The sequence below is a fragment of the Flavobacterium piscis genome (assembly GCF_001686925.1).
GTDB classification, from domain to species: domain Bacteria; phylum Bacteroidota; class Bacteroidia; order Flavobacteriales; family Flavobacteriaceae; genus Flavobacterium; species Flavobacterium piscis.
Genome location: NZ_LVEN01000002.1, coordinates 249,304 through 271,996 on the forward strand (window position 1 = coordinate 249,304; position 22,693 = coordinate 271,996).

Annotated in this window: 21 protein-coding genes; 14 read left to right on the plus strand and 7 right to left on the minus strand. The window is 32.6% G+C overall.

Annotated features, from left to right (window positions below):
- Positions 1-98: 98 nt before the first annotated feature.
- On the minus strand, positions 99-914 hold the full coding sequence (locus FLP_RS02360) for a 2,3,4,5-tetrahydropyridine-2,6-dicarboxylate N-succinyltransferase (RefSeq protein WP_026982140.1): 816 nt from the start codon (positions 912-914) through the stop codon (positions 99-101).
- A 289-nt stretch (positions 915-1,203) separates the two neighbouring features.
- On the opposite strand from FLP_RS02360, the gene FLP_RS02365 reads away from it, so the two are divergent.
- Positions 1,204-1,845, plus strand: coding sequence for a PAS domain-containing protein (locus FLP_RS02365; RefSeq protein WP_065447897.1), 642 nt, complete (start codon positions 1,204-1,206; stop codon positions 1,843-1,845).
- Between the two features lie 70 nt (positions 1,846-1,915).
- Here FLP_RS02365 and FLP_RS02370 read toward each other — a convergent pair whose 3' ends face one another.
- Positions 1,916-3,691, minus strand: a complete 1,776-nt coding sequence (locus tag FLP_RS02370) for an LTA synthase family protein (RefSeq protein WP_243397540.1) — start codon at positions 3,689-3,691, stop codon at positions 1,916-1,918.
- A 381-nt stretch (positions 3,692-4,072) separates the two neighbouring features.
- Between FLP_RS02370 and ruvX the strand changes: the two genes are divergently transcribed.
- Both ruvX and FLP_RS02380 read left to right on the plus strand, forming a co-directional pair.
- Positions 4,073-4,489, plus strand: a complete 417-nt coding sequence (ruvX, locus tag FLP_RS02375) for a Holliday junction resolvase RuvX (protein ID WP_065447984.1) — start codon at positions 4,073-4,075, stop codon at positions 4,487-4,489.
- A 121-nt stretch (positions 4,490-4,610) separates the two neighbouring features.
- Positions 4,611-6,107, plus strand: a complete 1,497-nt coding sequence (locus FLP_RS02380; RefSeq protein ID WP_065447899.1) for a malate:quinone oxidoreductase — start codon at positions 4,611-4,613, stop codon at positions 6,105-6,107.
- A gap of 38 nt (positions 6,108-6,145) precedes the next feature.
- Here FLP_RS02380 and FLP_RS02385 read toward each other — a convergent pair whose 3' ends face one another.
- On the minus strand, positions 6,146-8,368 hold the full coding sequence (locus FLP_RS02385) for an FUSC family protein (RefSeq protein WP_065447900.1): 2,223 nt from the start codon (positions 8,366-8,368) through the stop codon (positions 6,146-6,148).
- 201 nt (positions 8,369-8,569) lie between these two features.
- Between FLP_RS02385 and def the strand changes: the two genes are divergently transcribed.
- From def to mazG, 3 genes are all read left to right on the plus strand, one after another.
- Positions 8,570-9,160, plus strand: a complete 591-nt coding sequence (gene def, locus FLP_RS02390) for a peptide deformylase (RefSeq protein WP_065447901.1) — start codon at positions 8,570-8,572, stop codon at positions 9,158-9,160.
- 66 nt (positions 9,161-9,226) lie between these two features.
- The gene (locus FLP_RS02395; RefSeq protein ID WP_065447902.1) at positions 9,227-9,712 is read left to right on the plus strand and encodes a DUF5606 family protein; all 486 of its coding nucleotides are present in this window, start codon (positions 9,227-9,229) and stop codon (positions 9,710-9,712) included.
- A 98-nt stretch (positions 9,713-9,810) separates the two neighbouring features.
- Positions 9,811-10,581 (plus strand): nucleoside triphosphate pyrophosphohydrolase, encoded by a 771-nt coding sequence (gene mazG, locus FLP_RS02400; RefSeq protein WP_065447987.1) that lies wholly within the window; start codon positions 9,811-9,813, stop codon positions 10,579-10,581.
- Here mazG and FLP_RS02405 read toward each other — a convergent pair whose 3' ends face one another.
- Positions 10,582-11,262 (minus strand): Crp/Fnr family transcriptional regulator, encoded by a 681-nt coding sequence (locus FLP_RS02405; RefSeq protein ID WP_065447903.1) that lies wholly within the window; start codon positions 11,260-11,262, stop codon positions 10,582-10,584.
- A 205-nt stretch (positions 11,263-11,467) separates the two neighbouring features.
- Between FLP_RS02405 and FLP_RS02410 the strand changes: the two genes are divergently transcribed.
- The 8 genes from FLP_RS02410 to FLP_RS02445 all read left to right on the plus strand — a co-directional run bounded on the left by FLP_RS02410 (position 11,468) and on the right by FLP_RS02445 (position 20,163).
- Entirely contained in the window at positions 11,468-13,855 is a 2,388-nt protein-coding gene (locus tag FLP_RS02410) for a heavy metal translocating P-type ATPase (protein ID WP_065447904.1), read from the plus strand.
- A gap of 116 nt (positions 13,856-13,971) precedes the next feature.
- Positions 13,972-14,163 carry a cbb3-type cytochrome oxidase assembly protein CcoS gene (gene ccoS, locus FLP_RS02415; protein WP_065447905.1) on the plus strand — a complete coding sequence of 64 codons (192 nt, stop codon included), beginning with the start codon at positions 13,972-13,974 and terminating at the stop codon, positions 14,161-14,163.
- Positions 14,164-14,165: 2 nt separating this feature from the next.
- On the plus strand, positions 14,166-16,352 hold the full coding sequence (gene ccoN / locus FLP_RS02420) for a cytochrome-c oxidase, cbb3-type subunit I (RefSeq protein ID WP_065447906.1): 2,187 nt from the start codon (positions 14,166-14,168) through the stop codon (positions 16,350-16,352).
- A 7-nt stretch (positions 16,353-16,359) separates the two neighbouring features.
- Positions 16,360-16,554: a cytochrome C oxidase subunit IV gene (locus FLP_RS02425; protein ID WP_065447907.1), complete on the plus strand. Its 195-nt coding sequence runs from the start codon at positions 16,360-16,362 to the stop codon at positions 16,552-16,554.
- 2 nt (positions 16,555-16,556) lie between these two features.
- Positions 16,557-17,495 carry a cbb3-type cytochrome c oxidase N-terminal domain-containing protein gene (locus FLP_RS02430; protein ID WP_065447908.1) on the plus strand — a complete coding sequence of 313 codons (939 nt, stop codon included), beginning with the start codon at positions 16,557-16,559 and terminating at the stop codon, positions 17,493-17,495.
- Between the two features lie 11 nt (positions 17,496-17,506).
- The gene (gene ccoG, locus FLP_RS02435) at positions 17,507-18,925 is read left to right on the plus strand and encodes a cytochrome c oxidase accessory protein CcoG (RefSeq protein ID WP_065447909.1); all 1,419 of its coding nucleotides are present in this window, start codon (positions 17,507-17,509) and stop codon (positions 18,923-18,925) included.
- Between the two features lie 11 nt (positions 18,926-18,936).
- Complete coding sequence (locus tag FLP_RS02440; RefSeq protein WP_065447910.1) at positions 18,937-19,386, plus strand: FixH family protein; 450 nt, start codon at positions 18,937-18,939, stop codon at positions 19,384-19,386.
- Between the two features lie 75 nt (positions 19,387-19,461).
- Entirely contained in the window at positions 19,462-20,163 is a 702-nt protein-coding gene (locus FLP_RS02445; protein ID WP_065447911.1) for a sulfite exporter TauE/SafE family protein, read from the plus strand.
- Here the strand turns inward: FLP_RS02445 and hemN are convergent.
- The 3 genes from hemN to FLP_RS02460 all read right to left on the minus strand — a co-directional run bounded on the left by hemN (position 20,160) and on the right by FLP_RS02460 (position 22,576).
- Entirely contained in the window at positions 20,160-21,524 is a 1,365-nt protein-coding gene (gene hemN, locus FLP_RS02450) for an oxygen-independent coproporphyrinogen III oxidase (RefSeq protein WP_065447912.1), read from the minus strand. The genes FLP_RS02445 and hemN overlap by 4 nt on opposite strands.
- A 118-nt stretch (positions 21,525-21,642) precedes the next feature.
- A complete protein-coding gene (locus tag FLP_RS02455) occupies positions 21,643-22,119 on the minus strand; it encodes a hypothetical protein (RefSeq protein ID WP_065447988.1) in 477 nt (158 codons plus the stop codon).
- A 109-nt stretch (positions 22,120-22,228) separates the two neighbouring features.
- Positions 22,229-22,576, minus strand: a complete 348-nt coding sequence (locus FLP_RS02460; RefSeq protein WP_065447913.1) for a hypothetical protein — start codon at positions 22,574-22,576, stop codon at positions 22,229-22,231.
- Positions 22,577-22,693: the final 117 nt, after the last annotated feature.

The window sequence follows — 22,693 nt, forward strand, 5'->3', positions numbered from 1 at the left end:
GCTTAATCTTATTTAGAGTCTACAAATTGAAGCAAAAAAAATCCAAATTCCAATCTTATCAATTGGAATTTGGATTTTAATATATTGTAATCTAAAATTTAAACTGCAACGTCGTATTCGCGAAGTGCATTATTTAATGATGTTTTTAAATCTGTAGATGGTTTACGTGTACCAATAATCAGGGCACATGGTACCTGAAATTCACCGGCAGCGAATTTTTTAGTATAACTTCCAGGAATTACAACTGAACGTGCAGGAACAAAACCTTTCATTTCAACAGGCTCATCTCCGGTAACATCGATAATTTTTGTAGAAGCAGTCAAACAAACGTTAGCACCAAGAACAGCCTCTTTACCTACGTGCACACCTTCAACAACAATGCAACGAGAACCAATAAATGCACCATCTTCAATAATTACAGGAGCAGCTTGTAGGGGTTCTAAAACACCACCAATACCAACACCACCGCTTAAGTGTACATTTTTACCAATTTGAGCACAGCTACCAACAGTTGCCCAGGTGTCAACCATAGTTCCTTCGTCAACATATGCACCAATGTTTACATAACTTGGCATCAAAATAACACCACTTGATATATAAGCTCCGTAACGTGCGACCGCATTTGGTACCACACGAATTCCTTTTTCAGCATAACCTCTTTTTAGTAACATTTTATCGTGATATTCAAAAATACCAGATTCCCATGTTTCCATTTTTTGAATTGGAAAATACATCACAACAGCTTTCTTTACCCATTCGTTTACTTGCCATTTGTCACCAACTGGTTCAGCACAACGTAATTTTCCGGCATCAACCAATTCTATCACTTCTCTGATAGCATCAGTTGTAGTAGTTTCTTGTAATAAAGCTCTGTTTTCCCAAGCTTGTTCGATTATAGTCTGTAAAGAATTCATAAGTTTTAATTTTTGGCAAAGATAGCGTATTTGTACAAATGCAAAAAGGTAAAAGCTTTTGAAAATGTTACAGATTTAACTTTTTGTTTTTAATTTGATAAATAAATATATTGTTCTATTAAGTTAAATTTTTGAGAAATAGTGCCATCAAAAGTTTTTTTAATGTCAGAATATGACAATAGTCAGGTTTTGACTTTTTTGTTCTAATTAATTTCGCATCACGAATTTCTCCAAATATAAAAGAGAAATTAAAATACCATTCCAAAACAAATTATATAAGCAGCAAGACATGAATCAGGAAAATCAACTTCAGGGACAAAGAACTATTATTGATAAAGAAGTCTCATGGGACAAAACTCAGGTGATTATGAGTAAAACAAATGCTTTTGGTATTATTGAATATGCCAATGAAACCTTTGTTGATGTTTGTGGTTATGAAGATTATGAACTAATGGGGCAACCGCACAATATTATTCGTCACCCGGATATGCCACGAGTAATTTTTAAAGTGCTTTGGGAAAATCTTAAAAATGGAAAAAACTTTCATGCTATTGTAAAAAATCTTGCAAAATCAGGAAGATACTATTGGGTCATTACCGATTTTGAAATTTCACGAGATGAGAATGATGTTATTGTAAATTATTTTGGAAGACGTCAGGCGGTACCGCAAGAAGTTATTGCATTGCATATAGAGCCTCTTTATAAAAAACTTTTACAGATTGAGGCGGCAAGCGGAATGGAGTTTAGTGAAAAATACCTTATTGGGTTTTTAGAAGAAAAAAAGAAAAGTTATGTTGAATATATTAAAGATCTGATTTTTGAACACGAAAAAGGTCATGCGAAATTTGCTCAATTTGAAGAACGAGTAGTTGTAGACGAAGAGGAAGAAGAGGAGGAAAGAGGTTTCTTTAAAAGATTATTTAATAGATAGTATTTACTTTTTTTAGGTTTTGAATATTTGGGAAAAAGTCCGTTTTGAGTTTTCAAAACGGACTTTTTGTTTAAAGTGCTAATTTGTTATAAATGATTCTTTCATTGAAAGATTGTATATAAGCTTTTACGAATTTTTCGTATTCTTTAATTTTAGATTTGTCTTTATTAATTAAATTATCTTTTAATAAAACGTCTTTTTTCCAGTTGTAAAAGCCAATAGTCTGGTTATTTGCAAAAGCCAAATAATAGTCGTCTTTAATATAATGGTACGTTCCCTGAAGATAATATACTACAAAGTTGTTTTTAGATTTATAACTTTTTCCAAAGCTGACCATATCAGTTTTAATGTTCAGATAATCTAATATACTTGGCATAATATCGATCTGTTGAAAGTTTTTTTCATCAACACCCACTAATTCAGGATTAGAAGGATCGAAAAATAAGATCGGAATTCTAAATTTTCCAATATTGGTTTGATCAGCTTCCTGATCGCCTCCGGCCGATGTATGATCAGAAGAAATTACAAAAAGAGTGTTCTTGTACCACTTTTGTTTTTTTGCAGTTTCAAAAAACTTTTTCAATGCATAATCGCTATAAGCAATACTTTCCTGAATAACAGTCGTTCCTTTAGGAAATTTTCCTTTATATTTTTCAGGTATAATATAAGGATTGTGAGAAGAAATAGTAAATAACGAACTGAAAAAAGGCTGTTTAAACGAAGATAATTTCTGGGCATAGAATTGTAAAAATTCTTCATCAAAAATTCCCCATCGTCCATCAAATGCTTCTTTACCGGTATATTCGTCTTTCCCAAAATAGTGATCAAATCCCGCAACTTTGGCATATTGGTCAAAGTTTTGACTTCCGTTGAAAGCACCATGAAAAAAGGAAGTTTTATAACCTTGTTCTTTAAAAATTTTCGGAAGACCATTTATTTTGTTTAAAGAATAACTTGAGGTGATAAACGAATTATTCATTAAGCTGGGAATACTCGAAAGTATCGAAGGAACTGCGTCGATAGATACTTTTCCGTTGGCAAAGCCATTTTTAAAATAATATGATTTTGTGATAAGCGAATCTAAAAAAGGAGTTTGTCCGCGTTTGATGTTTTCATTACCAAAGCTTTCTAAAATCAAAATCACCACGTTTTTTTTGATAGCCGGTTTGTTAGGCTTTAATGAAATAACGGGATTGTATATGGTTTTTAATTCCTTTGTATTAAAATAAGTAATATTGTCAATATCTTCTTTTTTTGTTATAGTTTTTAAAATAGTAAAAGGCGTATTCAATACTAAAGCCGTATTGCTTAAGGCACCGTATTTAATTCCATCAACAATTTTTATAGGTTTTTTTTGCAGTCCTCCACGTCCCAAAATCAATAAAACTACAATTGAAACAATTAAATAGCTAAATTTTAAGAAATAGTCTTTTTTAGTTAAATCTTGTCGAGTTATGTTTTTATTCAAATTAGGAAGTAATTTCCAAAATAAGATACTAATAGCAATAAAAATAAGACCAATGTACCAAAACTCTGATAAAAATGAAGGTATGAGTCCTATTGCTTCCTGCTCCATACCTTTGGCAGTTATCATACAAAAAGTACTTCTTCTTGAAGTAAAGCGATAATAGATAATATCAATAAAATTAGTAGCAATAAAAATAAGATTAACAGAGTAAAAAATAATCTTAAGTATACTTTGATACAGACTATTATATTTAAGATTCCCTGGAAGTAAGTGAGCAATCAAAAAAACAATATTCAAATAACTGATTGCAGCCAAATCAAATAAGATTCCACCTGTAAAATTTTGAAGTGTAAAATCACCAAACAAGTCTAAATTCATAAAATAAAATAGAGCTCTGCTTAACTGGTAAATTATAACGATGAGAAGAAATCTTTTAAAAAATAAGGCAATACATTGTTTGTAGTTATTCATTGGCGAATTAATGTTTTTTTAATTTTTTTACGTGTGCCTTATTTCTTTTAAATACATGGTATTTAATTGTTTAAAAACATCCGTGGAATTTGTCGCAAAAGAACTTATTTTTTTTTAAATTATGAAATAATAAACAACATTTTTCTGATTAAAAAGATAATATGTTAATTTTGTATGTAATAATGTAAAATACGGCCTGTATTATAAGGGCTTGTTTAAGAAATTAAATTACAGAGATTATTTTTTAAGTTATTAATTCCTTTTCTATCTTTGTTTAAAATTGGAAAAATGCCAAGAATTCTCTCTATAGATTACGGACAAAAACGAACAGGAATTGCTGTTACTGACGAAATGCAAATTATTGCATCAGGTTTGACCACAATTCCAACTAATACTTTGATCGATTTTTTGAAGGATTATTTTTTAAAAGAAAAAGTAGAGACCGTTTTAATTGGCGAACCCAAACAAATGAATGGGCAGCCGTCAGAAAGTGCTGCTGTGATTAAAGGATTTGTTACTCACTTCTCTAATATTTTTCCGGATATGAAAGTGGTTCGCGTGGATGAACGATTTACTTCTAAAATTGCATTTCAAACTATGATAGATAGTGGATTAAGCAAAAAACAGCGTCAAAATAAAGGATTGATTGATGAAATTTCAGCTACGATAATGCTTCAGGATTATCTTTCATCAAACCGTTTTTAATTTTTGAGCTTTGCAATTCTCAAACCTTATTTTTAGTAAAAACATAACTTTTATCATGTGATTTTAGTTTTTTTTTGCAATTATAAAAAGTACCTTTGCACTTTAAATACAAATTACTGTTATGCCTGACAATACAATACGTTCCAATAGTGAAGTAGTGCTTATTGGAGCTGGAATTATGAGCGCAACTCTTGGATTAATTTTAAAAGAGCTGCAACCCGATATAAAAATTGAAATTTATGAGCGTTTAGATGTCGCTGCTGCTGAAAGCTCTGATGCTTGGAATAATGCAGGAACAGGACATTCAGCTTTTTGTGAATTAAATTACACCCCAGAGAAGGCTGATGGAAGTATCGATCCTAAAAAAGCAATAAGTATAGCAGAATCTTTCGAGATTTCTCGTCAGTTTTGGTCTTATTTGGTACAAGAAAATAAAGTACCATCTCCAGATAATTTTATTAAAAGTGTCCCTCATATGAGTTTTGTGTGGGGAGATAAAAATGTCGAATACCTTAAAAAGAGATTCGATGCTTTACAAAGCAATCCTATTTTTTCTCAAATGGAGTTTAGTACTGATTTTGAGAAACTAAAAGAATGGATGCCGCTTGTCATGGAAGGCAGAGAAGCTAATGAAAAATTAGCTGCAACCCATATGGAAATTGGTACCGATGTAAATTTTGGCGCTTTGACCAGAAGTATGTTTAATTATTTAGAAAAACTAGACGGTGTTTCTCTATATTTTAATCATGAAGTAAAAAAATTAAGACAACACGAAGATAAATCATGGAGAATTAAAATCACTGATTTAACAACAGGTCAAACAAGAAAAGCATACACCAAATTTGTATTTATTGGTGCTGGTGGAGGTTCATTGCCTTTACTGGAAAAAGCAAACGTTCCTGAAGGAAATGGTTACGGAGGTTTCCCGGTAAGCGGGCAATGGCTAAAATGTACCAATCCTGAGGTAATTGCGAAACATCAGGCAAAAGTATACGGTAAAGCAAGTGTAGGAGCACCGCCAATGTCTGTTCCGCATATCGATACACGTGTGATTGATGGTGAAAAAGCATTGTTATTTGGACCTTTTGCTGGGTTTTCGACTCGTTTCTTAAAGAACGGATCTTATTTAGATTTACCGTTATCCATAAAAGCAAATAATTTAATTCCGATGTTATCAGCGGGATTCCATAATATACCTTTAACAAGATATTTAATTGAGCAGGTTCGTCAATCTCCAAAAGACAGAATGAAAGCTTTACGTGAATATTTACCTTCTGCACGTTCTAAAGATTGGAAATTAGAGAAAGCAGGACAACGTGTTCAGGTAATTAAAAAAGATGAAAAAGAAGGTGGTGTTTTAGAATTTGGCACAGAAGTTATCAATACTCATGACGGAACATTAGCGGTATTACTAGGCGCTTCTCCCGGAGCATCGACTGCAGTTGCAATTATGGTTGATTTAATTAGCAGATGTTTTACTGATCAGGTGAAAACACCAGAATGGCAAGCGAAAATGAAAACAATGATTCCTTCTTATGGACAAACTCTAAATGATAAGCCAGAGCTTTTAGCAGAACTTAGAAAACATACTTCTGAAGTTTTAAAACTAAATAACTAAGCTCAATTTTTATATTATAAACAACAAATCCAGATGAATTAATCTGGATTTGTTGCTTTAAATTCTTCTGTAATTTTTAAAATCTTTTCGGCCAGATTACTCATCCAGATCAATTGTTCAATGACCATTTGAGCTTCCTGCATTTTGGCTTGGCGCGTTTCTTTATCAAGTTCCTCATCCTTAATTAGGCGCGTAAAATTGACGCGTTTGAGCTCTTCGAATTGTAATGTTACATCTTCTTTATCAAAAAAAGTATCCGTTAAAATAGTTTCATTTCGTAAAATAGAAATCGAATGATCTAAGTTGGAAAGTATTGTTTTTATAATATAATTAAATGATTCAGAAGCTGATGTTGTCTGGTGTGATTGAATGTAAGTTGATAATGATGCTAAAGCAGATAATATCGAATGATTTAAAACTACCAGTTTGTTGACTAATGGCAACGTTTTCTGTTTCGATTTTGGCTCCTGCATCATACGCTGAAAAGAGGTCATTAAATTGCCAATTTCAACAAAAGCATTTTTTCTTGCCAATCGGTATGAAGTAGGGATCTCGCCTTTTTTATTATAAAAATCAGCAATTTCCTTAAGATAATTTCTATTGGCTTTAATTGAGTTTTCGATATGGATAGGGGTATTGATAAATTCCCAGGCCGGCCATAAAAACTGATTGGCTAAAAAGGCTAAAGTGGCTCCGGCCAATGTATCTAAAACACGAAACTGAATAACTTCGACAACATTCGGAGTTAATATTCCATAAATAAAAACCACATACATTGTAACAAAAGTGGCACTTATTTTATAATTGATCTGCGTAAAAGAAATCCCTAAAAGCATACATACAATAGATAATATACTTAGCGCCACATGATTCTGTATTACAGATACAATTCCAAAAGCTAAAAGACCTCCAAGGATAGTCCCGAAAATTCTGTTATAAGAACGTTCTTTGGTCAAGCCATAACCTGGACGCATAATTACTACAATGGTTAATAAGATCCAATAGACGTTTTGAAAAGCTAAAAACTGTCCGATAGTAAAACCAATCAAAATCGTGATAGTTAGCCTTACGGAATGCCGGAAGATAGAAGACGAAAAACTTAAATTTTCAATTAAAGTGCGCAACGGGTAATATTGGGGAGTTAGGAATTTTTCTAATTCTTTATCTTTATCCTTTAATTTAAAAGACTGCATGGCAAGCGAGAAAGCGCGTTGGATAATTTTGATTTTCCCAACCTGATTCTTAGCATATTTTAACATATTGGTCAGCATCAAAACTCCTTCTGCAGCTTCTTCCCTTCCTAAAGTTTTTTCATAGTCAAAAATGGCAAATTCAAGCGCATCAAGTTCATTCTTCAAATCATTTTTATCAACATACACACTAATATTATGTACGTTTTTAGAAAGCTTTTTTAATGTTGATGCCAGTTTATAGGCTACATTTTGATATGTTCTTAGAACATCAGGATGTTTGGCAAATTTTTCGTGAAGTTTGCTGTGATCAAAAGAGGTGTACAAGGCAAGTTCTTGAATCTCAACCAAAGTGATAAATACAAGAAGCATTTTTCGGTTTTGACTTGTAGTTCCGGATGCATTTTGATTGCCAATAAGCATTCGTCGTAAATCCTCGTGAATTAAATTAAGATCGACCTGTATCGCAAGTTGTTTTTCGATAATTTTCTGGCGATTGGCTTCAGGACTCCATAAATCACCTCTTAATTTCAAATATTTGGCGGTTAGTTTTATGCCTTCGGCAATTTGTAATTCAACATATTTATAAGGTTGCACAAAATGAAAAACCAACGACACAATTAAATACAATATTCCGCCAATAAATATAAAACCTGAATATTCAAAAGCATCCCAGCCTTCATGCAAATGTCCAAATGATAACGTAATAGATAATAAGGCAGAGAATGATACCAAAGTAGCACGCTGCCCGTACACAGAAATCATCGAACATAAAAAAAGTAAAAATCCTAAAAAAGGATAAAATAAATAAGGATAGGGATACGCCAGATTTACTAATAAATTCACGCCTGACACTATAAAAGACGCCACAATAAGACCTTTTATTTTATGAGATAAAGAGCTGGGAACATCGCTGGGATAGGTATAGAAAGCTCCTAAAGCAATTGTAAAGCCTATTTCAAAATGACCTAAAAAATTCAAAATTATAACTGGAACAACAGAAGCAATAGTTACTTTAGAGGCGTTTAAAAAAGAGGTACTGTTAGTAAATTTCGAGATACGATCAAACATTATGGTACGGTTTACAAACAAAAGTACGAATTGTACGAATTAATTTGGCATAATTATAGATGAGATTTAAGAAGAAAGTAAAAAATATGATATAATATATCTTTAGAATTATTCATTGACTATTTTTTACTATTTTTGCCAGCTGAATTATGAGAACTAAATTCAGGAGTTTTCATTACATAAAATATTAAAAAAACACAAATGATTTTACCAATTGTAGGATATGGTGATCCTGTTTTAAGAAAAGTGGGTGAGGTAATTACGCCGGAATATCCAAACTTAAAAGAAACAATAGCAAACATGTATGAAACCATGTATAACGCTTACGGAGTAGGACTTGCTGCACCACAAGTGGGTATTCCAATTCGTTTGTTTGTTATTGATACAACTCCTTTTAGTGATGATGATGATTTATCTTCAGATGAGCAAAAAGATTTAAAAGGTTTCAAAAAAACTTTTATCAATGCTAAGATTGTGAACGAAGAAGGTGAAGAATGGAGTTTTAATGAAGGCTGCTTAAGTATTCCTGACGTTCGTGAGGATGTTTATAGAAAACCAACGGTAACAATAGAATACTGCGAAGAAGATTTTGTAGTAAAAACAGAAGTTTTTGATGGTTTGATCGCAAGAGTTATTCAACATGAATACGACCATATCGAAGGTATTTTGTTTACCGATAAAATATCATCTTTGAAAAAAAGATTGATTCAAAAGAAATTAAAAAATATTACCGAAGGCAAAACGTTTCAGGAATATAGAATGAAATTTGCTGCCGCTAAAAAAGGGAGATAATTGATCTGAGAAATTAGAATCAATAAAATATAATAAATCAAATTCTTAATACTAATTTTAATAAACATGAATTTAGACAAAATTTTAGCCATTTCTGGGAAACCAGGTTTATATGTATTGAAAGTGCAAACTCGTACAGGCTTTGTGGCAGAATCATTGACAGACGGAAAAAAAATTACTGTTAACTTAAAAAGTAATGTAAGTTTATTGTCAGAAATTTCAATTTATACTTACGATGGAGAAAAACCATTGACAGAAGTAATGCAACGTATTGCTACTAAGGAAAATAAAGGTCAGGCAATTTCTCATAAAGAAGATAATGCTACACTAGCGGCTTATTTTAAAGAAATTCTTCCTGATTATGATGAGGAAAGAGTTTATCCTTCTGATATTAAAAAAGTATTAAACTGGTACAATACACTTCAGGCAAAAGATTTAGTAAGTGATTTGGCTCCTGCTGCTGCCGAAGCTGCAGAGGAAGCTCCGGTTGTTGAAGAAAAACCAAAAAAAGCTCCTGCTGTTAAAAAAGCAAAAGCGAAAAAAGAAGAATAGTAGTTACTGCATTCAAATATATTAATCCTGTTAAGATGTTTTCTTGGCAGGATTTTTTACTTTTACAATACTTGTTACAATCCAAAAAAAATTATAAAATGAGCAAAGAACTTCAACTTAAAGCCTTCGAACGATTATTAATTATTATGGATGAACTTCGTGAGCAATGTCCGTGGGATAAAAAACAGACTTTGCAAACGCTAAGACATCTTACTATCGAAGAAACTTATGAGCTGGGAGATGCTATTTTAGATAATGATCTAAATGAAGTAAAAAAGGAATTGGGGGATTTGCTGTTACATATAGTTTTTTATGCAAAAATTGGCTCTGAAACTAACGATTTTGATATTGCAGATGTTTGTAATGAAATTTGTGATAAACTAATTCATCGTCATCCTCATATATATAGTGACACTGTTGTTAAGGATGAAGAAGAAGTAAAACAAAATTGGGAAAAATTAAAGTTGAAAGAAGGTAAGAAATCAGTTCTGGAAGGCGTTCCAAGAAGCTTACCGGCCTTGGTCAAAGCAAGCCGAATTCAGGATAAAGTAAAAGGTGTAGGGTTTGATTGGGAGGAGCCACACCAAGTTTGGGATAAAGTACAGGAAGAATTAGAAGAGTTACAAGTTGAGGTAAAATCAGGTGATCAGGATAAAATCGAGGCTGAATTTGGTGATGTTTTATTCTCTATGATCAATTACGCAAGATTTCTAAATGTAAATCCTGAAGATGCTTTAGAACGCACGAATAAAAAATTCATTAAGCGTTTTCAATATCTCGAAAGTAAAGCCGGAGAATTAGGAAAACCCTTAATGGATATGACTTTGGCAGAAATGGATGTGTTTTGGAACGAAGCTAAAAAACTATAATTATTCGGCTATTTTTTTTAATGCTTTAATGTTTTTAAGCATGATTTTTTTACCTACTAATTCAATTAGGTCCAACTTGTTAAAGTCGGATAATAATCGGATGCAGCTTTCTGTAGCGGTACCTATTATTCCACCTAATTCTTCTCTTGTAAGTTGAACTTTTAAAGTTTTATCAGCATTTTCACCAAAAGAATCATGCAATTGCAATAGAGTTTCGGCCAAACGTTGTTTTACGGTTTTTTGAACTAAAGCTATTTTATCGTTTTCAGATTCTTTCAAATCTTCACAAACAGATTGCATCAGGTTCATTGAGAACTGATTGTTATTGTTAAAAAAGTGTAATATTTCAGTTTTAGGAATAAAACAAACTTCCATATCAGCAACTGCTTTTGCTGATAAATTTGCAGGTTCATTACTAATCATTGAGCGCTGGCCCAAAAGTTCACCTGATTGTACTAATTTTACAATCTGATCTTTTCCGTTTGCACTTAATTTTGAGAGTTTTCCAACACCATCTTTTATGCAAAAAACGCCATTAGTAACTTCACCTTCTTCAAAAATGGATTCTCCTTTTTTTATTTTATAGGTGGTCTTGCTATTAGCCAATTTTACAACTTCATCTTTATTAAGTGCTTTAAGAGAAGAAAGCTGTCGTACGATGCATTGATCACATTTATTCATGGCAAAAAATATTTACTGCAAAATTAACTATTATTCGCTTTAGTAGGCATTATTATTCGTAAAAAAAACGCTGAAAAAAAAGAATATTGTTATTTACCTGTTTTATTTTGTTAAATTTATAATTCGATTTCGTGATAACATGATAAATATCATTTTTATCATCTCTAGTTTTTTTAACATTTGTGGTATCAAAAAAACAGATTTTATGAGTGAACAGAGTTGTTTTCATTGTGGGTTGACCATAGCTAAAAATGAAGAAATCAATTTTGATGAAAAAAAGTTTTGTTGTAACGGATGTAAGACCGTTTACGAAATTTTTAGTCTTCATGATATGACCTGTTATTATGATTTCGAAAAGTCGCCAGGTGCCACTCCACAAGATATTAAGGGCAAATATGACTTCCTGGACAATGAAGCAATTTTATCAAAAGTATTAGAGTTTCAAGAAGGCAATACTGCCATTGCTTCGTTAAATATCCCTCATATTCATTGTAGTTCCTGTATTTGGATTCTTGAAAACTTAAACAAAATTCAACCTGGAATAAGTATTTCCCAAGTTAATTTTCCTGAAAAAAGAGTTCGAATTACATTCAATTCAGATCTTGTTTCCTTAAAAGCTATTGTTTATTTGCTAAGTTCAATAGGTTACGAACCTTACATTAGTTTAGAAAACTATGAAACAGGTAAAACAAATGTAGATAGAACTTTAACTTATAAATTAGGTGTCGCTTTTTTCTGTTTCGGTAATATAATGTTATTGTCATTTCCGGAATATTTTGAGATTAAAGAGTTTTGGCTTGATAATTATAAACCATTTTTTAGAATATTGATCTTTCTTTTAGCGTTACCCAGCTTTTTATATTCTGCCAGTGGTTATTATGTATCAGCTTACAAAAGTATAAAATCAGGAATGCTAAATATTGATATTCCTATCGCTTTAGGAATTGTCGTAATGTTCATTCGAAGTACTTTTGATATTGTAATGAATTACGGCTCTGGTTTTTTTGATAGTTTAACGGGCTTGGTTTTCTTTATGCTGCTCGGAAAAATGTTTCAGATTAAAACCTATAGCTTTTTAAGTTTTGAAAGAGATTTTAAATCTTATTTCCCCATTGCAGTCACCAGAATAAATACTGACACATCAGAAGAAAGTGTTCCTGTTTACGATGTTCAAAAAGGGAATAGATTGTTGATTAGAAATCAGGAATTAATTCCGGTAGATGGTATTTTAATTAGTGAAAAAGCCGAAATCGATTATAGTTTTGTAACTGGTGAAGCTGTTCCTATTACTAAAAAATCCGGAGATAAAGTTTTTGCCGGTGGTAAACAAATAGGAAAAGTAATCGAGATGGAAGTGTTACACTCAGTTTCACAAAGTTATCTTACCCAGCTGTGGAGCAATGAAATTTTTCAGAAAAATGTGTTTCAAAAACATAAAACGATTACAGATGCCATAAGCCGTTATTTTACTCCTATATTATTATTAATTGCTTTTGCAGGTTTTGCATATTGGATATTCATAGATGCCAATACAGCATTTAATGTTTTTACAGCAGTTTTAATTGTTGCATGTCCTTGTGCACTTGCCCTTACTGCACCTTTTACTTTTGGGAATATTCTAAGAATAATGGGAAAACAAAAAATGTACCTTAAAAATGCATTGGTCATTGAACAATTAGCAAAGGTAGATACGATTGTTTTTGATAAAACGGGCACGATCACAACCAATAAAAAGTCAAATATTTCATATGAAGGAAATATTCTTTCTGAACAAGATTATATTTTGATAAAAAATGTACTTCGGGCTTCTAATCATCCATTAAGCCGCATGCTGTATGATTTTTTATCAGAAACACAGAAAGTTAAAATTGATGATTTTCAGGAAATAACCGGAAAAGGAATTTTGGCCTCCGTAAATAATAAAGAACTAAAAATTGGATCTGCTGAATTTGTGGGAAGTTCAGGACCCGACTCATCTCAAATTGAAAAAACTGCACTTCATGTTAAAATTGATGATGTTTATTACGGAAAATTTACTTTTAAAAATCAATACCGTGAAGGCTTAGAAGATTTATTTTCTAATTTAAGTAAAACATATCAAATAAAGGTTTTATCCGGAGATAATGACGGAGAAAGGGCAAGTCTTCAATCTATTTTACCTTTAGAAACAGAATTAATCTTTAATCAAAAGCCAGAACAGAAACTTCAATTTATCAAGGCATTACAAGATAAAGGCCAAAATGTGATGATGGTAGGAGATGGTTTAAATGATGCCGGAGCTTTAGCACAAAGTAATGTTGGCATTTCTATCTCTGAGAATGTCAATGTTTTTTCTCCAGCTTGCGATGCTATTTTAGACGCTTCAGAATTTTCACGCCTGAACTATTTTTTAAAATTATCACAAAAATCAATTATGATAATTAAGATGAGTTTTGTTTTATCGCTCCTTTATAATATTGTTGGGCTCTCTTTTGCAGTAACCGGCAACCTGCTTCCATTAGTAGCCGCCATTATTATGCCTTTGAGCACAATTACAATTGTAAGCTTTGTTACTTTGATGTCTAACTATTTAAGCAAGAGTATTTTAAGATAGTTGTAAGTGATTTGTAAATGTTTTTTTATTAAATTTAACATTAGTTTACAACTATGATAATTATCATATTTTAACAACGACCTACCTAGTAATTTTGTTGAACATATAAATAAGGTATGAGTGTCATTTATCTATTAATTTCAGTAAGTATTTTCGTGGCAATTTGTTTTTTTATTGCCTTTATTGTTGCTGTTAAATCAGGACAATATGATGATGATTATACACCTTCCGTCAGAATGCTTTTTGACGATGAAACAAAAATTACTCCCTTGAATAAAAAATCAAAAACAGAAGAAAAACAAGTATAATTATGGAAATGGAACAGTTTTATTACGACAACAAAATTGTAAAAAAATTCATTTACGCCACTATTCTCTTTGGGGTAGTTGGTATGTTAGTGGGGCTTACCTTAGCGGTTATGTACCTTTTTCCCAACATGACAGATGGTATTTCGTGGCTTAGCTACGGTCGATTAAGACCTTTGCATACCAACGCTGTTATTTTTGCCTTTGTTGGGAACGCTTTTTTTGCAGGAATGTATTACTCACTTCAGCGATTGCTAAAAGCAAGAATGTTTAGTGATTTTTTAAGTAATGTACATTTTTGGGGTTGGCAGCTTATTATTGTCGCTGCAGCGATTACATTGCCTTTAGGATTTACTTCATCTAAGGAATACGCTGAGTTAGAATGGCCTATTGATATCGCTATTGCCCTTATATGGGTAGTTATGGGAATCAATATGATAGGTACAATGTTACGTCGTAGAGAACGTCACTTATATGTTGCAATTTGGTTTTACCTTGCCACATTTGTTACAGTAGCCGTTTTGCATATTTTTAATAATATCGAAATTCCCGTATCAGCTTTAAAAAGCTATTCTGTTTACGCCGGTGTTCAAGATGCCTTGGTGCAATGGTGGTACGGACATAATGCGGTTGCATTTTTCCTTACAACTCCATTTTTAGGTCTAATGTATTACTTTATTCCAAAAGTTGCAAACCGTCCGGTTTACTCTTATAGATTATCAATTATTCACTTTTGGTCTTTGATTTTTATTTACATCTGGGCAGGACCACACCACTTATTATATTCAGCTTTACCAAACTGGGCTCAAAATTTAGGTGTTGCATTTTCGGTAATGCTTATTGCCCCATCTTGGGGAGGTATGATCAACGGACTTTTAACATTAAGAGGAGCTTGGGACAAAGTTCGTGAGGAGCCGGTTCTAAAGTTTTTTGTGGTAGCCGTTACTGGTTACGGAATGGCCACTTTTGAAGGTCCAATGCTTTCTTTAAAAAATGTCAATGCTATCGCGCATTATACAGACTGGATCGTTGCTCACGTACACGTGGGAGCACTAGCCTGGAATGGATTTATGTCTTTTGGTATTATTTACTGGTTGATTCCAAGAATGACAAAAAGCACATTGTTTTCTAAAAAATTAGCGAATTTCCATTTCTGGATTGGTACGTTAGGAATCATTTTATATACTTTACCAATGTACGTGGCAGGTTTTCAGCAAGCTTCAATGTGGAAACAGTTCAACCCTGACGGTACTTTAACTTATGGTAATTTCCTGGAAACAGTTACAGCAATCATGCCGTTATACTGGATGAGAGCAATAGGAGGTACTTTGTATCTTATTGGAATGCTGACATTGGTTTACAATATTATAATGACCGTAAAAGCGGGTGATACAATCGAAGATGAACTAGCACAGGCTCCGGCTTTACAAAGAATAAGCACTGGAAGATTAAAAGGTGAAAAATTCCATACATGGTTAGAAAGAAGACCAATTCAGTTAACCATTTTAGCTACAATTGCTATTTTAATTGGAGGTATTATTCAAATTGTACCGACAATTATGGTTAAGTCAAATATTCCAACCATATCAAGTGTTAAGCCTTATACACCTTTAGAATTAGAAGGGCGTGATTTATACATAAGAGAAGGATGTGTGGGTTGTCACTCGCAGTCAGTTCGTCCTTTTAGAAGTGAGGTCGAGCGTTATGGTCCGCAATCTAAAGCAGGTGAGTTTGTTTACGATCATCCATTCTTATGGGGATCAAAACGTACAGGTCCGGATTTATTAAGAGTAGGTGGAAAATATAATGACAATTGGCATTTTAACCACTTCTGGAATCCACAAAGTATTTCAGCCGGTTCTATTATGCCAGGTTATAAATGGTTATTTGATAATGAGCCAATGGATATTTCATTAACTCAAAAGAAAATGCAAGCTATGGTTACACTTGGGGTTCCTTATACAGAATCTGATATTACCAATGCACAAAAAACATTAAGAACTCAGGCTCTTGCAATTGAGAAGAGCTTAGAAAACGATCCTGACTTTGTAAAAAGTTATGAGGAAAGCAAGAAAAAAGCAGCTACAAAAGGTGAAAAATTCGTTCCGATGAATGAAAGAGAAATTGTTGCTTTGATCGCTTATATACAAAGACTTGGGACTGATATTAAAGTAAAAGAGACTTCTAAATAACAGCATTATGTTTGAACAAATAAAACACAATATGGAAACTATTTCGGGTATAGCAATTTACCCGATACTTTCTCTCTTGATATTCTTTTTCTTTTTTGTTGGATTGGGCTTATGGGTATTCTCATATAAAAAAGAAAAAATACAGGAAATGAGTGAAATACCATTAGATGAAGGATGTAGTATAATTTCAAAAGATATTTAAAAATGAAAAAGTTTTTCCCAGTATATGTAAGAGTACCGATTATTTTCTTCATCGTATTTGCTCTAATGGAATACTTTATAGATTCAGGTGATAGACCAGCTTTTATTAAGTACCCAATGGTTGCCCTCTTTTTAATTGTTTTTCTATTTATTCTGATTGCGATTGAAATTACATTAAGTGCAGTGAACCGCATTATGTACCAATTGATGTCACCCGAAGAAAAGGCAAAACTGGAATATGAAAATAGCTTGAGTTTAACAGAAAGCACCTGGTATAAAGATTTAATGCAGAAGCTTACTAAAACCCAACCTATAGAAAAAGAAGGTGACTTGTTAATGGATCATGACTATGACGGCATCAAAGAGTTAGATAACAATTTACCGCCATGGTGGGTATATTTATTCTATATCTGCATCGTTTTTGGAGTGATTTATTTTGCCCGTTATGAGGTTTTTGGTGGAGATGATCAGGAGATGGAGCTTAAAAAAGAAATGGCTCAGGCAAAAATTGATGTAGATGAATACCTGAAAACAGCGCCGGATTTAATGGATGAAAAAACAGTTGTTTTACTAACTGACCCTGAAAATTTAGCAGCAGGTAAAGAAATCTTTACAACAAATTGTGCTGCATGTCACCGCGCTGATGCCGGAGGACAAATTGGACCAAACCTAACTGATAATCGTTGGATTTTGGGTGGAGGAATTAAAAATCTTTTTCATACCATAACTAATGGAGGTCGTGACGGTAAAGGAATGATTGCCTGGAAGGGAACTTTGAAACCTAAAGAAATTCAAAAAGTAGCGAGTTACATTCTGTCCTTGCAAGGAAGTAATCCAAAAGATCCAAAAGAATCAGAAGGAGAAGTTTGGGTTGATGAAACTGCTCCAACAAAAGATACCACAGCAAGTACACCAAAGGATAGTACTGAAGTTAAAAAATAATTACAAAAATCATGTCAAATTTACCAGACGAAGCTTTTAGAGATACCATCGGAACTATTGATGAAGGAGGTAATCGAAAATTTATTTTCCCTAAAAAACCGTCTGGTAAATTCTATGAATATAGAAAAATAGTTAGCTACATATTGTTAGCCATCTTAATTGCAAACCCATTTATAAAAGTAAACGGAAACCAATTCATGATGTTCAATGTTATGGAGCGACGTTTTAATATTTTTGGATTTCCGTTTTGGCCGCAGGATTTTTATCTCTTTGTAATTTCAATGCTTGTTGGTATTGTTTTTATAATTTTATTTACCGTGGTTTTTGGAAGGATTTTTTGTGGATGGATTTGTCCGCAAACTATCTTTTTAGAAATGGTTTTTCGACGAATTGAATATTGGATTGATGGTGATCGCGGTGCGCAGTCGCGATTGGCAAGACAGGAATGGAATGCCGAAAAAATTAGAAAGCGATTAATTAAATGGACTATCTTTTTTCTGATTTCATTTGGTATTGCAAATATCTTTCTGGCCTATCTAGTAGGTAGTGACCAGCTTTTTTTAATGGTCGAACAAGGACCAATTGAGCAAGCTAGTAATTTTATTGCATTGCTTATTTTTACTGGAGTTTTCTATTTTGTTTTTGTTTGGTTTCGTGAACAGGTTTGTATTATTGCCTGCCCATATGGAAGATTGCAAGGTGTACTTTTAGATGATAAATCTATTAATGTAGCTTATGATTTTGTTCGGGGAGAAAAAGAAGCCGGTCGCGCGAAATTCAATAAAAAAGAAGATAGAGCAACTACTGGAAAAGGAGATTGTATTGATTGTCATCAATGTGTACATGTTTGCCCAATGGGAATTGACATTCGAAACGGTACTCAGTTAGAATGTACCAATTGTACCGCCTGTATTGATGAATGCGATACAATAATGGAAAGTGTAGGTTTACCAAAAGGCCTTATTCGATATGCATCTGAAGATGAAATTGCAAAAAAAGCATCTTTTAAGTTTACAGCAAGAATGAAAGGCTATACTGCGGTTTTGTTCATTTTATTAAGCGTTTTTGTTGGAATGTTGTTTTTGAGAACCGATGTTCAGGCAGTTGTTTTACGTTTACCAGGTCAGTTATTTCAGCATAAAGGCGATATGATTAGTAATGTTTATACCTATAAAATCGTTAATAAAACGATGAAAGATTACCATGATATCCATTTTGAATTAATTGATCAAAAAGGGAATATTAACAATGTTGGGAAACAGCATTTTAAAGTTTTAAAAGAAGGAATCTCACAAGGAACATTATTTATAGAAATCAATAAGCTTCTTTTGGAAAGCGATAAAACCAAAGTTAAAATTGGAGTTTATAACGGTACAGAATTACTCGAAACTACCACAACTAATTTTTTAGGACCGCGAAGTTTTAATTAAAATATACTATCATGAAAATAAATTGGGGAACCGGAATTGTCATAGCATTTGCATTGTTTATGAGCTTTATTTTATATTTTGTTTTCGAAGTTCAGTCGAATAGTAAATATGATAATGATTTAGTTGTAGAAGAATATTACAAACACGATTCGCATTTTCAGGATGAAATGGCCCGAATTCAAAATGCTCATGATTTGCAGCAAAGACCTTCTATTACATATACAGAGAATGGTTTGAAAATTGCTTTTCCTGCCACTTTTGAAAATGATAAAATAAAAGGAAATGTTTCATTATACCGACCTTCAAATAAAAAATTTGATTTTAATACTCAAATTGCTTTGACTAATTCGTCTTTGCTTATTCCGCAAAAGAAATTAATTAAAGGGCGTTGGGATGTTAATATGGAATGGGAATATAAAGGGACAAAATACCTATCAAAAGAAGTGATTTATGTAAAATGATAAATGCATTAAATTAAAAATGTTTTAAATCATTTTAGCCCTATTAATCTGTGGCAAACAGAAAAGCAATAATAAATGCTATACTCAGCTTTCATATTAGGTTTAATAAGTAGTTTGCACTGCATAGGAATGTGCGGACCAATTGCTATGATGTTACCTGTAGATCATCAAAATGAAGCAAAAAAAGTTACGCAGATCATAACATATCATTTAGGACGACTGACTGCGTATGCATCAGTCGGACTTATTTTTGGATTATTAGGAAGAGGTTTTTTCCTGGCCGGACTACAGCAGAAGATGTCTGTTTTTATTGGTTTGGCGATGATTCTTGTAGTTTTGATTCCGGAGAAAGTTTTTTCAAAGTACAATTTTTCAAAACCGGTTTATAAAATTATCTCCAGAGTAAAATCAGGTTTAGGAAATCAATTTAAAAAGAAAACATTTAAATCCCTTTTTACAATAGGATTATTAAATGGTTTTTTGCCTTGCGGAATGGTATATGTAGCCTTATTTGGAGCGATCGCCATGCAAAGTGCCAGCTTTGGGGTTTTGTATATGATTTTGTTTGGGCTGGGAACAGTTCCTTTAATGACGATTGTTGTTTATGTACATTCATTAATAAAATTGCCTTTCAGAAATAAAATCCAAAAGGCAATTCCGTATGTTGCTGTAGTAATTGGTGTTTTATTTGTCCTTAGAGGACTAGGTTTAGGAATTCCTTATATTTCTCCGTCGAATATGAGTTTGTTTGTGCAAGGAACTCCTAATTGTCATTAAACTGTCATCGAAAACAAGTTTGTTTCCGGTGATTTTCTTTTTAGATGTAAATCGAATGCCATACAAATATTTCGAACAAAAGGTCTTCCGGCTTCTGTGATTTTTATTTTACCTTCCTCGATTATAATCAGTTGATCTTTTTCTATTTCTTTTAGATCTTCTAATACATTCGAAATTTCTTTAAAGTATAATGATTCATTATTCCAGGAAGTTTCAAATTCACAGGTGAGATTTAGTATATGTTTTCTAATGATTAAGTCCTCATTGCTTAAAATATGGCCTTTTACAACAGGCAATTTGTCCTCTTCTAGCAATTGATAGTATTCTTCGATACTTTTTGTGTTTTGAGCAAAACTGTACCAGCTGTCGCTAATAGATGAAACTCCCAAACCAATCATAAGCTGCGTTTTTGAGGCACTGTAACCCATGAAATTTCGATGCAATTCCTTATTGGCTGTTGCTTTGTATAAACTATCAGAAACCAGCGCAAAATGATCCATACCAATTTCGTGGTAACCATTTTGAGAAAGCATTTGTTTCCCTGTTTCGTATAGTTTTCGTTTTTCAGCATCTTTAGGAAGATTCTCTTCATTAAATCCGCGTTGACCGTTTCCTTTTATCCACGGGACATGTGCGTAGCTGTAAAATGCTAAACGATCCGGTTTTAAAGAATTTGTTTTTTCGACAGTATCAATTACGTTTTCAATCGTTTGAAATGGTAATCCAAAAATAATATCGTGACCTATTGATGTATAACCAATTTCTTTTGCCCAAAAAGTTACTTTTGCAACATTATGAAAAGGCTGAATTCTGTGAATTGCTTTTTGAACTTTTTCTGCGTAGTCCTGAACGCCAAAACTCACTCGGCGAAAGCCTAAATCATAAAGCTTTTTAAGTTGTTCATATGTAGTGTTGTTAGGATGACCTTCAAAACTAAATTCGTAATTAAGAGCTTTGTCTGCTTTAGAGAGAATACTATTTATAAGAAATTCTAAATTGCTTGTCGAGAAAAATGTTGGAGTTCCCCCGCCTAAATGAATTTCTTTTATAAGAGGTTTTTGAGGTAATAAATTACAATATAAATCCCATTCTTTTAAGACGGCTTTTATGTACGTTTCTTCAACTGAATGGTTTTTTGTAATGCGTTTATTGCAGCCACAAAAGGTACACATGCTTTCGCAAAAAGGTAAATGAATGTATAAACTAATTCCGTTTTGAGCATTACTTTCTGAAAAAGATTTCTGAAAAGACGCTATCCATTCCTGAGTAGTAAAATCGCTTTCATTCCAGTATGGAACTGTTGGATAACTTGTATATCTGGGACCTGGAACATTGTACTTTTGGGTCAGTGAGATTTTCATAAAGTCGGATTTTGTATAATTCAAAATTAGAATTTATGGACGACGCAGAAAATGACAAATATCATATATTTAGCAAAAAAAAGAGACTCACTAGGAGCCTCTTTTCTGAATTAAATAACTAACGTGAAATAGAATCTTGAATGATTTTAAGCCATTTTTTTGCAAACTGATGATCTTGGTAAGCACTTATTTGCTTGATGCGGTCATCATCAAAATCATAGAACGGTATTGTAATTTTTTTAGAAGTTTCTTTATCCTGAAATTCAAAGTCGATTTTTATAATTGTATCTGATGGTCGTTCAGTGGTTAAAACTAATTTAGATGATGATACAGTCTTTAAATCTACATAAGTAGATTCTTGCTGATTAGGATTGAAATTCATTAAAATAAATCTTCTGTTTTTTTGATCTATTGTTAGTGTCTTGTTACTTTGAGATTCAGTTAGATCGAAATCTTCCGGATGTGTTGGACTGAACTTCTTTTTTATGTTTAAAATTTTTGACTTGCTTGCAGCGCTCGTTCGTGCTGAAAAATATACAGGAATGGCTACTATGATCGCGATCACAATACCAATTATGGTTACACTTGTTTCCATTGATTTTAAAATTGGGTAAATTATTATAAAATATGAAACAGCTTTCATGATAGAAAACGGCTCACTTTATCAGGAAAAGTTTTTCCTTAATTAAAATTTCATAAAATGTCTACCAGAAAAAATGGAAAGGATAGAGCATCAAAAGGACTTTTTTGCTCTGAGTTGCAAATTGATTGGCAAAGTTTGATGTTGATTGAACGGCTTTGTGCTGTGGAATCACCATCATTAAAGAATCAAACCATTTGATTAAACCAGATGAGCTTGATTTTATATTTGCAGAAAACTGATAAGTGGTTTGCGGTTGAATAAAAGCCAATGAATCGGCGTGATCTATTGAGAAATTGGTATCCGTTTTTTGACTTTCAGTTATTTCAATAGAAGATTCGTTTGCCTGGACAGCAAAAAAAGCAATTATCAGAAGTGATATAAAAATAACAGTTTTACGAATCCAATTCATGGTGGCGAATTTAACTCATAAAATACAATTAAAGAAATTTTAAAGAATTAATTAACTTTAAAAGTAGTGTTATTATGTTATCCTCAAAATTTTGAAGTAGTTGAGGATAAAAAATAA